The sequence below is a fragment of the Dechloromonas denitrificans genome, assembly GCF_020510685.1.
Classification (GTDB): Bacteria; Pseudomonadota; Gammaproteobacteria; order Burkholderiales; family Rhodocyclaceae; genus Azonexus; species Azonexus denitrificans_A.
This window is the reverse complement of the sequence record NZ_CP075185.1, coordinates 2,073,550-2,086,210: the sequence shown is the minus strand read 5'-3', so window position 1 is coordinate 2,086,210 and position 12,661 is coordinate 2,073,550. Positions and strand designations below refer to the sequence as shown.

Below are 12,661 nucleotides of genomic sequence, written 5' to 3'. Positions count from 1 at the left end.
CTTTAATTTCAATAATTAATCGCGGGTAAAAAATGACAACAATTGCAGTCGTTGGTCTCGGTTACGTCGGCTTGCCGCTGGCGGTCGAATTTGGTAAAAAATTTCGCACCATTGGATTCGATCTCTCTGCAGAGAAGATCGAGTCATACAAACGCTACGTAGACCCGACCGGGGAAGTCAGCAGTGAAGATCTCAAAGCAGCAACACTGCTTGAGGTAGGCACCAATCCGTCCGCTCTGAAAGAAGCTGATTTTGTCGTGGTCGCCGTACCGACACCAGTAGACGATGCCCACCAACCGGATTTCAGTCCGCTGGTAGGATCCTCAAAGGCAGTCGGCCAGAACCTCAAACAAGGGGCAATCGTTGTCTATGAATCAACGGTATATCCCGGGGCGACAGAAGAAGTTTGTATTCCTATTCTCGAGCGGGAGTCGGGCAAGACATGGAAAGAGGACTTCTTTGTCGGTTACTCCCCCGAGCGCATCAATCCTGGCGACAAGGAACGTACCGTCACCAAGATCGTCAAGGTAGTCTCCGGGGACACACCCGAGACGCTGGCCACCGTGAAGGAAATCTACGGCAGCATCATTACGGCTGGCGTCTATCCCGCGTCGAACATCAAGGTGGCCGAAGCGGCCAAGGTCATTGAGAATACCCAGCGCGACCTGAATATCGCACTGATGAACGAACTGGCTATCATTTTCGACAAAATCGGCATCGATACGCTGGAGGTTCTGCAGGCGGCCGGTACCAAGTGGAATTTCCTGCCATTCCGTCCGGGGCTGGTTGGTGGCCACTGCATTGGTGTCGATCCGTATTACCTGACGCACAAGGCCCAAAAACTCGGCTATCACCCCGAGGTTATTCTGGCCGGCCGCCGGATCAATGACGGAATGGGCAAGTTTGTGGCCGAACAAACGATCAAGCAGCTAATTCGCAATGGGCACCCGATCAAGGATTGTCCGATTATCGTCCTCGGCCTTACTTTCAAGGAAGACTGCCCCGACCTGCGCAACTCGCGGGTTATCGACGTCATTCGCGAATTGGAATCCTATGGTGCCAAGGTCGTCGTCCATGACCCAGTTGCCGATGCCAAAGAAGCAAAACACGAATACGGTGTCGATCTTGTTGCCTGGGACGATCTGCCAAAATCCGGAGCCATCGTCGCTGCGGTGAACCATCGTGAATTCAAAATGCGGTCAACTGCCGATTTTTTGTCTAAACTGAAAAACGATGGTGTGATCACCGATGTAAAAAGCATGCTCGATCCGGCTGCATTCGCAGCCGCGGGCGTGGATCTCTGGCGTCTCTAAGGAGGCTCGCATGAAGCGCTCAAAGTCGACGAAACCAGGTCACAGGCCTTGGGCGCTATGCATTCTTATCGCCATCACCGCACTCTCCAAACCAGCTCAGGCTGATTTGGAGAAAAATGAGCAAGCGGTGGCATTGCGCAACGAAGCGCGCAATTACGAGCACGGCAACGGTGTCCCACGCGACCCGGGCAAGGCTGTTCAGTTGTATTGCGAAGCCTCTCGTCTGGGTGACGTCGAGGCTCAATACAATCTCGGCTGGATGCACGCCAATGGTCGCGGCATTACCCGTGACGATGCGACAGCAGCCTATTTTTTTGCGATGGCGGCGAAACAAGGCGATGCGCTTTCCCAGCGCATGCTGCGTCAGGTTGGAGAACCCGTCAGCAAGCCTCCTGAGTGCCTTTTTGACAGCGACGGTCATGATATCGTCACCACGGCCATGCCGGAGCACCGAAAAGTCATGGATATGGTGCTCAAGCTGGCTCCGGAATATGGCGTATATCCCCGACTTGCAATGGCTATCATCCGTGCCGAATCGAACTTCAATCCGGGAGCAGTGTCCCCAAAGAATGCTCAAGGACTGATGCAACTGATTCCTGAAACGGCCGAACGATTCAACGTAAAAAAGCCTTTCGATCCTGAACAGAATATCCGCGGCGGCCTTTCGTACTTACGTTGGCTTCTTGCCTACTTCAAGGGTGATGTAGCGCTGGTAGCAGCAGCCTACAATGCGGGGGAAGGTGCGGTGAATCGATACGCCGGGATTCCTCCCTATGCCGAGACGCAAGGCTACGTCAAACGCATACGCGATATTTTCAAGCGGGAGAATCATCCTTTCGATCCGACAATCACTGGCCCATCACCTGAATTGCCAAAAATAACTTCGCGCAGGGTGATGTGAGGACCAGTAAATGTTTTAGCGGATGGCTTTTTGCCGCCCTTGGATTATGTCTGGCAACTGAAGCAGTTGCCGAACTGGCCGATACCATTGAGCGCGTCAAACCTTCGATTGTCGTTGTCGGGACTTACAAAAAAACAAATAGTCCACCGTTTGTCTTGCGCGGTACGGGGTTCGTGATCGGCAATGGAAATCTGGTTGCGACAAACTCACACGTCGTTCCGGACACCCTAGAACCGGATGCTCCGGTTCTGGTCATTCAGACACGCAACCTCAGCGGAGAGTCGCAGGTTAGGCGCGCTTATCTCGCCACCCGCGATAAAGAACACGATCTGGCAGTCCTGCGTATTGAAGGGACGGCCCTACCGGCACTTAAACTGGGCAACTCGGACTTGGTGCGCGAGGGCCTGTCGGTCGGATTTACCGGTTTTCCGATCGGGGGTGCCTTGGGCTTTTCACCGGTCACCCATCGCGGCATGATTTCCTCAATAACCCCAATCGCCCTGCCCGGTGCGACTGCCCAGCAACTAAATGAAAAAGTGATCCGTCGCATCAAGGGCGGAACCTTCAACATTTTTCAACTGGATGCCACGGCTTATCCCGGAAACAGCGGCAGCCCGGTCTTTGACACGGAAAGTGGTGACGTGATCGGGATCATCAATATGGTTTTCATCAAAGGTAGCAAGGAAACTGCCTTGAGCCAACCATCGGGAATCAGCTATGCGATTCCTGCAAACTTCTTGAAAAGCATCGTCGATATACCTTAGGAATACATCGACTACACTGGTTGGCGCTCGACGGAAACCTCGGCATCGTTTTTTCCCGGTCGGGTCATTGCCTTGTGCGCCAAATGGCGGGTCAACATAAAAATTGGCATCCGGATCCAGTGCGAACGGATATAAAGCGCTTTTCTTGCCAACCAACTCCCTCGGCTATCGCAACTTGCATGATTCGGACGCAAAACCCTCGTATAGCACAGCCGCATCAACCACATAACCACTTTAGGTGGAGAGATCGACTCGATCTCTCGAACTAGCGTTTCGGGAAACGGCGTATCGAGAATTTTCGCTGAAAAAAAGACGGCATAGTAGAGCGGACGTTCCAAACCGAGCTCTCTGGCTCTCGGCAACAGCTTGCTCCAGAAACCATCTTTGTCACCAAAATGACGGAACATAGAATCAAGATCGAAAAGATCGCGCAATCCGTTATCGAGTTCGCCCTCGTGGAAAAGATGGGTTGCACTATGTAGCACCATGTCGACAGGTTTAAGCACAAAGATATTGTCGAATCCGGCGATCGGCAGGGGGTCTTCAAGAAGTGCGGCGGTATTGACCTTGATGCGGGCTGTTTCCGGCAGGATTGTGTGATGAACGTCGATATTCGTTCCTCGCCGGACATGTAGCATGGGGGGGATTTCATGCATCCATTCCCGGTAATAGCGCTGATCGTACTGGTCGTGATGCGAGCCCTGCCAGCCGTGAATCATCAAGGCACTTTCAACTTCGCAGATCCGCTCCTTGGGAACCAGAATGTCCACATCCGAGAACGTGCGTCCGCGTGATGTCGGCAAACCAGCCATGACATAGGCAGCGCCCTTGAGCAAAATGACTTTCACGCCACTACCCAGCAAGGCCTCCGAGATACATGAGACCTCCCAGCGAATAGCCAGATCCTGGCGGTCAGCCATCTTTAATGCGGAAACGAGATGCGCTTGCGGCGATTTTGGCACGAGCGCCAGACTTTCGGGCAAGAGGTGAAAAGCCAGTTTGCCGAGCAAATTGGCCCGGCGCGCCTGGCGTATCAACAAATCCCACTGTGCCGTATCGAGAGATGCCGTTACGGGAGGCTGGTGCAGAGCCCGCACGACAAGATCAGTTGGGTGCATTGCCTGCCCCAGCAAGCAAATCCGTGAAGATGCCTTCGGCATCGCTCAGACGGCTGTAGGTAAATTGATAACATGAGCACTGCTCGACAAGGTCACCAACAGCATCAAATCCGGAACGACCATGAACGTTGTAATTGAACGACTGATCAGCAATCAGCATGAATGTTCTTGCCTTGGAGTACTTCTCAAGGAGTGGCTCCGAGTCAGCCTGGTAGTGCGGCAGGACTATCCAAGCCGGGAGAGCAGGCTCGGCAACACGCCGAACACTCTCCTCCGGTGGCCTCATCAGCGCCACGGTACCTTTGGTCGTGTCCGGCACAGGAGAAGTCATTACCGTATCCGGTGAATATCCCTGAATAACCTCGATGGACCGGTTCTTTAAATTGACCGGGCGGGCCATGCCATAAATCAGTTTCTGCTCGACATCGTAAAGAGCCAGTTCATCCGACAGCAACCGCCAGCCGCGATTGATCATTGCCGCACACAAGGTGCTCTTACCGGAGCCTGGCGGTGCCGGCAGAATCAGCGCTCGCCCCCCTTGCTCGATCACTGCGGCATGAATGATCAAGTATTGGTGACTATGCGCTGCGACACACCAATTGATTCCCCATTCCAACATAGGGAAAGCCTGATGAGCCGGCAGTGGAATAAACGAAGGCCGACCGTCGAAATAAAACCGCGCGAGCGGCTTTATCCAGCGGCGAAACCCTCGTTCATAGGAAACTTCAACGTGAAAATCGGAAAAACCATCCGGGTCGGCTAGCGGAAAATCTCGGTAAACACGACAAATATCGTCCGCCAAACTTGGAATATCAGAACGCACCCGGACCTTGAACGGGTGCATATCAATCAGCAGATCACCATCTTTAAGACGGTCGAACACTGCATTTCTGGAAAACTCGGAAACTCTCAATTAGCCGCAGCAAAAATAAAACCGGCGCCTTCAAGCTGCATGAGCGCGGCATCAACGCCATCCGTAATCAGGTCCGGATCATCTTCGGGAAAGTTCAGCAGCATGCGGCGCTTTAATTCATCCGCCGTCGCAGGCGAATCAGCTAAAAATTGGCATAACTCATAAGCCACCTCGCCTAGCAGATGGGTATCCCCATTTCGAGCATCGTATACGGTGACAAGTTCTTCGCCGGAAAAGACTCGGAAGATCAGATCGGTATCTCGCAACGAGAACTGCGCAGGCAAAGCTACACGCTTGTTCAAAGCCGGCTCAAGACTACTTATGACGGCCTGACAATCCAGTTGTTATACAGATAGTCCACGATAGACTGCGCCCCCCAAGTGACATTTGGCATATTGGGTGGCGAATAGGAACCAGATGCCATCTGCCGAAGGTCTAAAAGTGTCACACAACTGTCGAGATTGTTGGGGGAACTCAGCGGGGCAAGCAGGATGTAGTTCAACTGCGCAACGATCGTGTATTTTTGCAGATCGGACCCCATGGACAAAATATCCTTAACCATGGCTGTGTCGTTCAGTCCTGTTGGCCTGCCCAAGCCGGTAACGGTGTCAAAAAGCTTCTTTACCGTTACTTTCTTGTAATCAAAACTTCCGCTGGTCTTTGTGGACTTATCGAGGAGCAAAGGGAATTTTTCCTTCAGTTTCACCCACGGCTGACCAAAATTGTTTCGTGCGGTATTGCTCACCCAGTTCGAGATAGTCCAAGTCTCATCCGTATATGAATTGTGTCCGGCATTGGTACTCAAGCTCGTGTTCGGATTGATCTGCTCAGAACCCCACGCCGACGGCGACTTGCAGTGCCATGCCAGCACTGGGCGACTGGCCAGTGTCACGGCAACGACAGAAGCTCCTTGGCGGAACAGGCGGCGACGAGAATGAGCGACACGTTCCTCACTTGGCTGAATTTGCGGCTCAACGGAAGCATCGTTTGTCGCAGCCAAATTTTCTTTATCGTTCATTTCCCGTACCTAGCCTTTCAGGTTTTCTTTGACATCCCGGCCAAAGGATAGCAGAGACCTAATCATATTGTTGTGATCCACTTCACGCTTGATGCATGCGAACAGCGCATTGGCAACCTTATCAAGCACATTTCATACCGGATTAATACAATAAAACTAACACGATGATTATATTGAAATTTAACAAGAAGCCAGCCCACTACCACAAAGACATGAGCATGGAATGTAAAAATTTCCGACAGCTTTTTTCCTGAAGACAATCAAAACCCGCGTTACCGCCAATTATCATCGTTCACTGACATCCCCGTCTTTGCCCGTCGCAGCAGGCTTTCCCGATTTTTCGAGCCATCGGCGAAGGCCATATGCACCGCCCAAGATGATTATCAATATTGCAACAGTCAGTACAATTGACTGCCACCCGGGAGAACGAAAGACGGCAACAATCTGATCAACAAATAGCGTGATCGCCAGAACCCCTGGAATCATCCCGACAATCGTCCCGAGCAAGAAATCGCGCATTCGAACATGCGATGAGCCGATGATCATATTGGCAACGGCAAATGGTGCTGCGGGAATCAAGCGGATGACGATTACCGTTATGACACCACTACGCCCCAGATTTTCGCTGAGTTTTCTGGCCTTTTCTCCGGCCAATAGCCGGAGCGCGTCATGACCAAGGTACTTGCCCAAGACAAAGCTGATGACCGCCCCGATCTCAGCGCCTGACAGCACGTAAACCGGCCCAAGGATCGGCCCGAAGATTAACGCGCCGACAACAATTATGACCGCCAGCGGAATCGCAATTATGCTGGCGAAGACTACCGCACCGATGGCGACCAGCGGATTCTGAAGTACTCCGGAGACTCGTAGCAAACCGATCAGTTTGTCCGGATCAAGAAATGCATGGAGCGAACTCCAACGCCACGCGATGGCCAAGCCAAGTAGTCCAAGAATAAGCGACAGCAATAGCAGAGCACGCTGCCGATGCCGGCCATGAGGGGTAATAACCGGCCTATCGCTCAAGTTTTGACCACCTCCGGGTGGTTAAACTCCGGCAAATCGAGCAGCGCGCGAGCCAGGCTCTGTATGTTGTCCCGCTCGAAAATCGACCCATGCAAGCCCTCAATCAGTATTTCATCAAGCGGCTGTTCCATCTGTTTTCGCCAAGGTTGAAACACCCAGCGCTCCCATCGCACAAGACCTGACGACTTGATAAGGCTCACCGCCCCGCTGTAGCTGTCGAGCCGATAATCGGCCATGGCATTGATCTGGGCAATCAGTCCCGGGTCGCTGAACAAGGCGCCGAGATGGCGACCATTCATACTCAGTTCATGCGCATTCATGTGTCGGGCCAACCAGCCGAGCGACTTCCAGAAAATGGCACTGCGCAGTAAGCGCCCGGGATATACCGTATCGACCAGACAAAGCCGGGGAACGGGAAAGCCAAGTGCCTGCAGATGCCGTGCTGTCTCCAGGGCGGCAATGCCACCGACCGAAAACCCGGCCAGCACGCCCGGTCGGCCATGCGCCAGGATGCGCTCAGCGTAATCTCGAGCCAGTCCGGAAATACTCAGCACTGGCCGGCCAGTCGGCGGTTGCAGCATGTACAGGTCACAGTGCTCGCCCAAGACATCGGCAAGATTCCGGAAACGGATCAGGTCGCCATGCCCGGAGGCGGCAAAATATAGGGGGGTTTTCCCCTGACTCCGGCCAAGGTGCAACATGACGTCACTGGTCAGCCTCTGGCCTTTGCCTTGGCCAAGCGCCAGCGCAAGTTGTTCGACCGAAGGGTTTTCGGTCAGGATAAAGAGCGGAACGCTGCGACCGACCAAGGTTTCCACCCCAACCAGGATGTCGACCGCCGCCAGAGAGTCACCGCCGACATCGAAGAAGTTGTCGGTGACTCCGAAGCCATCCCGCTTCAAGACGACCTGCCATAGCGCGAGGAGCGCGCGCTCCATGTCGTTCGCCGGGAGCCTCGAAGAAGCCACAGGAACCTCGGCCTCCGGCTCAGGCAAGCGGTCATAGGCGATTTTTCCCGTACCGTTGACCGGCAATTCTGGCAGGCGGGAGATCCCAGCCGGCAGCATGTAGTCGGGCAGGCGACATGCAAGGTATTGGCGAATGCGGCTTGCCGACAACTGTGGCGAGCCGGCGACCCAGGCGTAAATGGCCGGCTTGCCGTGCCGTTCGAGCAATTTGATCGCTGCCTGCTGAACGCCATCGACAGCGAGCAGCGTGGCCTCGATTTCCCCTTGCTCGATACGGTAACCACGCAGTTTGATTTGGCGATCAAGGCGACCAAGGAAATACAGATTGCCATCGGTCGCCAGCCAGCCACGATCACCGGTCCGGTACATGCGTTGACCGGGAACGAATGGATCGGCAAAGAAGGCTTCACGATCCAGCTCAGGGCGGTTGATGTATCCCCTGGCAATTGCCGCTCCGGCGAGATAGACCTCTCCGGGAATACCGAAGGGCAGCAAGGCACCGCGGCTGTCGAGTATGTAGATTCGCGAGCCATCAATTGCCCGCCCAATCGGCAGGCTTGCATCGGTCGATTGTTTTTGACATTCCCAGGCGGAGGCGAAGATCGTTGCTTCGGTGGGGCCGTAGACATTGAACAGGCGCGCCCCGGTCTGGTCAATGAAACGATTGGCCAGTTCGACCGGCAAGACCTCGCCACCACAGCACGCGACGCGCAGTTTCAAGGCCGAGAAATCGGGAACCGAATCGAGAAGACCACGTAGCGTAGACGGCACCAAGGCCATGATGGTCACCGCATGGCGGACGGCAAAGGGGCCGAGCGAACGCGGTGAAAGCCGGCCGGCTGGCGGCAAGGCAACGCTGGCCCCATTGATTAACGGCAGAAACAGCTCGATCAGCGAAGGATCGAAAGTCGCCTGGGTGCACTGCCCTGTCCGATCCGATGGCACGACGCTGTAAGCGCGGGAAATCCAGGCCAGCCGGGAACTCAGCGCAGCATGCTCGACCATGACGCCCTTCGGCTGCCCGGTCGACCCCGAGGTGAATAAGACATAGGCGAGATCACCCGGCGTGGGCTGAGGCAGAGCATTCAGGGACGCCCGACTGGCCGGCTCGGGAAAAACGGTGAACAGTTTTGCCTGCAGCGCGGAAAACCGTTCGCGTTGGGCCGGTTGCACCAGCACGGCCAGCGCGCCGCTTTCGTCGACGATACCTTGCAAACGGGCCAGCGGCGCATCCGGGTCCAGCGGCAGAAAGGCGGCACCGACCTTGTTGATGGCCAGCATGGCGGCCAGCATCTCCGGTGAACGCTCCATGACCAGCGCCACGATGCCCCTCTTGCCGGCTTCGAGACTGACTAACTGATCAGCGAGATAGCCAGACCAGGCATCGAGCGCCGCGTAGTCAAGACTGCCGCCATCCCAGACTACCGCACTGGCGTTGGGGGTGATTTCCGCCTGGCGCTGAAACTGACAGATATAGGGCTCCGGTGATGCTTGCGCCGTACTCAGCGCCTGGGTCAGTGCGGCAAATTCAGCCGGAGGGAGTAGATCGAGGTCTTCGACACACTGATCGGGATGCGCCGCCATGCCCTGCATCAGATGAGCGATACGTTGTCCGAGATAGCGGACTTCAGCCGCGGAAAAACAAGCAGGGCTTGCCTCCAGGGTCAGTTCCACATCCTGTACCGACTGAAATTCGCACAAGGTAATGCCCAGCGGATAGCGCGCCAAACCGGAGAATATTTGCCGCGATCCGAACGAGCGACCTGCACCGAAATTCAGATCGTAGTCCTGGCGCTCGTAGGAAAAGAGAACATCGAAAACGCTGTCGCGTCGGTGCCGAATAGCCGCCAGATGCCGGGCGAGTTCGCTGACCGGATAGCGCTGGCGGCGCACGGCTGCCTTCAAGGCAAGATTCACCGACCCAAGCAGCTCACGCACGGTGATGCCTGGCGACACCTTGACGACCAGCGGAAAGACGCCGACGAACATGCCGAAGGTTTCGCGATAGCGTTTTCCGGAACGATTCAGGCTCGGCAAGCCGATCACCACCTCGTCGCGGCCATAAGCCCGGGCAAAATAGGCGGCGAGAACGCCGACCAGATAACCAAAAAGTGTTACGCCGAGCCCCGCGGCAAACGAAGCCAGGTGGTCATAGTCGGCCCGGGGCAGATTCTGGGTAATAAGATGCGCGGCCGGCAAGCTTTCTGATGATTCGATCGCATAGCGCCGCTCGAATAGCGGCGGTGGCAACACCGGTAGCTGCTGCTGCCAGAACTCCGCGTCTTTGGCAAAGCTCGGCGAATGCCGGTACTCCAGCGAATCCGCGACAAACTGGCGATAACCCGGATCGCAGGTCGGCCGTCGCGCTTCCGAACCGGCCAGCACGTTGTACAGGGTGGCCCAACGCTGCATTACCTGCGAAGTTCCCCAGCCATCCATGATCAGGTGGTGAAACTGGATGGTCAGTCCGTGCAAGGTATCGCTATGACGCAGCAGAGCAAAACGCCAGGGCGGGTTGCCATCAAAAACGAAGGGCTCGGCCATCCAGTCCTGCCACCAGACGCGCATGGCGGCCAGTGGATTCTCCGCCGTCGAAACATCGACCAGCAGCAACGGCGCATCGTAGGCCGGGAGCAGCCTCTGCCCGCCCTCAAGAAGCGGGACCAGACGCAAAGCCTCGTTTTCGGCAACCAGCTGAGTCAGCGCCTGGTGGAACAAAGCGAGGTCAAACGGACCGTCGATATACCCTGCCCCACCGATGTTGAGATGGGTGCTTCCCGGCCAGGCGCGCTGATCCAGCCACACTTCCTGCTGGCTCAGCGAGAGCGGAAGAAGCTCTGGCTCTAGGGCCGAAGCAACGGATCGGTCCATCGGGATATTTCTTCCTGTGCATAACGATAACCGGCCTCGACAATTTCGTCCGACCGACGGTAGGCCATCAGCGGAAAATCGGCGACCGGCGGCTCCAGGCAGTAATCCGCCAGGGCCATGGTCCGTGCACGCTGGTGCATGCCGCCGATGTGGCCGGCCCGATAGAGGATCGACGCAATCGATGGGGAGCCGTCACCGGCCGAGCGCAAATATCCCTTGAGGGTCCGCCAGACGGACAGCCGCACGGTTTCCGGATGGACACACATATTCTCGCGAACATCGACGTCGACGGCGATCACCGTCCCGTTCCCCCGGCGCTGTTCGAGCGGCGTACCGAGGCGCCCGCGCATGGCACTGACCGGCACGTTATCGAGAATCGCCCCGTCGACCAGCAGATCGCCTTTGTAAACCACGGGCGGCAGCAGCCCGGCCGGCGAGTTGCTGGCCAGTACGGCCCGCCAAATCGGACCACTATCCTGCACCGTGGTACACACCTGACTGAGATTGCAGGCAGCGGCAAAGAAGGGGCGCCACAGTTGTTCGATGCAGGTTTCGCCGAACATCCTGCGCAGATCGCGTTCGAGGCGCTTGCCGGACAGCAGCGAAATCAACGGCAGGGTTGGCCGCTCACCACCCAAGGCAAAGCGTTCCGTCCGCTGACGGATTTCGTCAATCGGCACACCACTGGCGTATTGCGCTCCAATCAAGGCACCCATGCTGTTGCCACCGATCAGGTCGACCGGGATGGCGTTTTCCTCAAGTGCCCGCAGAACGCCAAGATGCGAAAAGCCGCGCGCCCCGCCACCGCCAAGCACCACGCCGACGGCAGTACCGGTCAGAAAGCGCGCCAGACGGGCATAGTCGCGTTGCCGGCCAGCGCGCACCGGATAAACCCGTTCAATCTCCCGCCCTCTTTGCCAGGCTGGCATATCGCCTGGATGCTCGCCCAGCGCCTTGTGCAGCAGCACCAGATGCTTGCGCTTCATGACAAAGCCGGCCTCGCTTGAGAGACCGCGCTCGACCCCGGACAACCCGGGAGACTCCCCTTCCGCCGCAACAAAGACCACCTGGTCGGCCTGGCGAACAGCCCGGTGCGTGCGCTCCGAGTTCGTTTCGTCGGTTTCCAGCACGAGATATTCGAAGCGGCTCTCCAGATCATCAAAGTGCGGCAAATCGAGCGCTGCCTCGCGCACTTTCTCGGTCCGCCCGATCGCTCCGAGCGCCTCGGCCAGACCGGCCGCCACTTCAGCCCCCAGGCGACGGTCGTGGAGCGGAACGACGACGAAGGTATGGGCTCGACGTTGTTCGACCAGCTGCGGGGCATGCCGCAGTTGCTGATAGACGGCCTGAGCAAAAACGCGATTCAAGGCCACCGGGTGGCGGCGCAGGAGCACTTCAAAAGACTCGCGCCGCAGCAAGGCAATGGTCGAGTCGCGAACCGCCGTCACATCGGCAAAACGCGATTGTTGCAGGACCATGCCGGTTTCGCCGACGGATTCGCCCGGGCAAATTTCGTTATACAGAAGAAGCGAACCATCGGCATTTCGCCGTGACACACGCAGCCGGCCACTGACCAGTATCAACATGCTTTCAGCGGTATCACCCTCGTGCTGAACGAGATCCCCCCCTCTCACCGAGGTGAGTTCCAGCTCGCCGGCCAGATCTTGCAGAACAGGCATTTCGAGCATGCCAAACACGCGGCTGGCCTGCAGCACCTCGACCAACTGGTCGGCGGCAATCGACGTCGTCAGCACCCCATGCCCCGAGCGCGC

Annotated in this window: 10 protein-coding genes; 3 read left to right on the top strand and 7 right to left on the bottom strand. The window is 56.5% G+C overall.

Going from position 1 to position 12,661, the window contains the following annotated elements; genetic code table 11:
- The first annotated feature begins 32 nt into the window (after window positions 1–32).
- The 3 genes from KI611_RS10000 to KI611_RS09990 are packed head-to-tail and all read left to right on the top strand — an operon-like array spanning window position 33 to window position 2,978.
- Window positions 33–1,313: a nucleotide sugar dehydrogenase gene (locus KI611_RS10000; RefSeq protein ID WP_226419669.1), complete on the top strand. Its 1,281-nt coding sequence runs from the start codon at window positions 33–35 to the stop codon at window positions 1,311–1,313.
- 10 nt (window positions 1,314–1,323) lie between these two features.
- A complete protein-coding gene (locus tag KI611_RS09995; RefSeq protein ID WP_226419668.1) occupies window positions 1,324–2,214 on the top strand; it encodes a transglycosylase SLT domain-containing protein in 891 nt (296 codons plus the stop codon).
- The gene (locus KI611_RS09990; protein ID WP_226419667.1) at window positions 2,211–2,978 is read left to right on the top strand and encodes a S1 family peptidase; all 768 of its coding nucleotides are present in this window, start codon (window positions 2,211–2,213) and stop codon (window positions 2,976–2,978) included. Before KI611_RS09995 ends, KI611_RS09990 begins: the two co-directional genes overlap by 4 nt.
- Window positions 2,979–2,989: 11 nt before the next feature.
- Here KI611_RS09990 and KI611_RS09985 read toward each other — a convergent pair whose 3' ends face one another.
- The 7 genes from KI611_RS09985 to KI611_RS09955 form a co-directional block, all read right to left on the bottom strand.
- Window positions 2,990–4,096 (bottom strand): nucleotidyltransferase family protein, encoded by a 1,107-nt coding sequence (locus KI611_RS09985; protein ID WP_226419666.1) that lies wholly within the window; start codon window positions 4,094–4,096, stop codon window positions 2,990–2,992.
- A complete protein-coding gene (locus tag KI611_RS09980; RefSeq protein ID WP_226419665.1) occupies window positions 4,083–4,979 on the bottom strand; it encodes an HprK-related kinase A in 897 nt (298 codons plus the stop codon). The genes KI611_RS09985 and KI611_RS09980 overlap by 14 nt, the downstream gene beginning before the upstream one ends.
- Before the next feature lie 26 nt (window positions 4,980–5,005).
- A complete protein-coding gene (locus tag KI611_RS09975; RefSeq protein ID WP_226419664.1) occupies window positions 5,006–5,311 on the bottom strand; it encodes an HPr-rel-A system PqqD family peptide chaperone in 306 nt (101 codons plus the stop codon).
- Between the two features lie 17 nt (window positions 5,312–5,328).
- Window positions 5,329–6,027, bottom strand: a complete 699-nt coding sequence (locus KI611_RS09970; RefSeq protein WP_226419663.1) for a hypothetical protein — start codon at window positions 6,025–6,027, stop codon at window positions 5,329–5,331.
- A 285-nt stretch (window positions 6,028–6,312) separates the two neighbouring features.
- Window positions 6,313–7,050: a TVP38/TMEM64 family protein gene (locus KI611_RS09965; RefSeq protein ID WP_226419662.1), complete on the bottom strand. Its 738-nt coding sequence runs from the start codon at window positions 7,048–7,050 to the stop codon at window positions 6,313–6,315.
- Window positions 7,047–10,889, bottom strand: coding sequence for a non-ribosomal peptide synthetase (locus KI611_RS09960; RefSeq protein ID WP_226419661.1), 3,843 nt, complete (start codon window positions 10,887–10,889; stop codon window positions 7,047–7,049). Before KI611_RS09960 ends, KI611_RS09965 begins: the two co-directional genes overlap by 4 nt.
- Window positions 10,862–12,643: a cyclic nucleotide-binding and patatin-like phospholipase domain-containing protein gene (locus tag KI611_RS09955; protein ID WP_226419660.1), complete on the bottom strand. Its 1,782-nt coding sequence runs from the start codon at window positions 12,641–12,643 to the stop codon at window positions 10,862–10,864. Before KI611_RS09955 ends, KI611_RS09960 begins: the two co-directional genes overlap by 28 nt.
- Between the last annotated feature and the right edge of the window lie 18 nt (window positions 12,644–12,661).

Coding starts and splice junctions, on each gene's coding strand:
- KI611_RS09985 (WP_226419666.1), bottom strand. CDS start 4,096: ATGCACCCAACTGATCTTGTCGTGCGGGCTCTGCACCAGCCTCCCGTA.
- KI611_RS09995 (WP_226419668.1), top strand. CDS start 1,324: ATGAAGCGCTCAAAGTCGACGAAACCAGGTCACAGGCCTTGGGCGCTA.
- KI611_RS10000 (WP_226419669.1), top strand. CDS start 33: ATGACAACAATTGCAGTCGTTGGTCTCGGTTACGTCGGCTTGCCGCTG.
- KI611_RS09960 (WP_226419661.1), bottom strand. CDS start 10,889: ATGGACCGATCCGTTGCTTCGGCCCTAGAGCCAGAGCTTCTTCCGCTC.
- KI611_RS09970 (WP_226419663.1), bottom strand. CDS start 6,027: ATGAACGATAAAGAAAATTTGGCTGCGACAAACGATGCTTCCGTTGAG.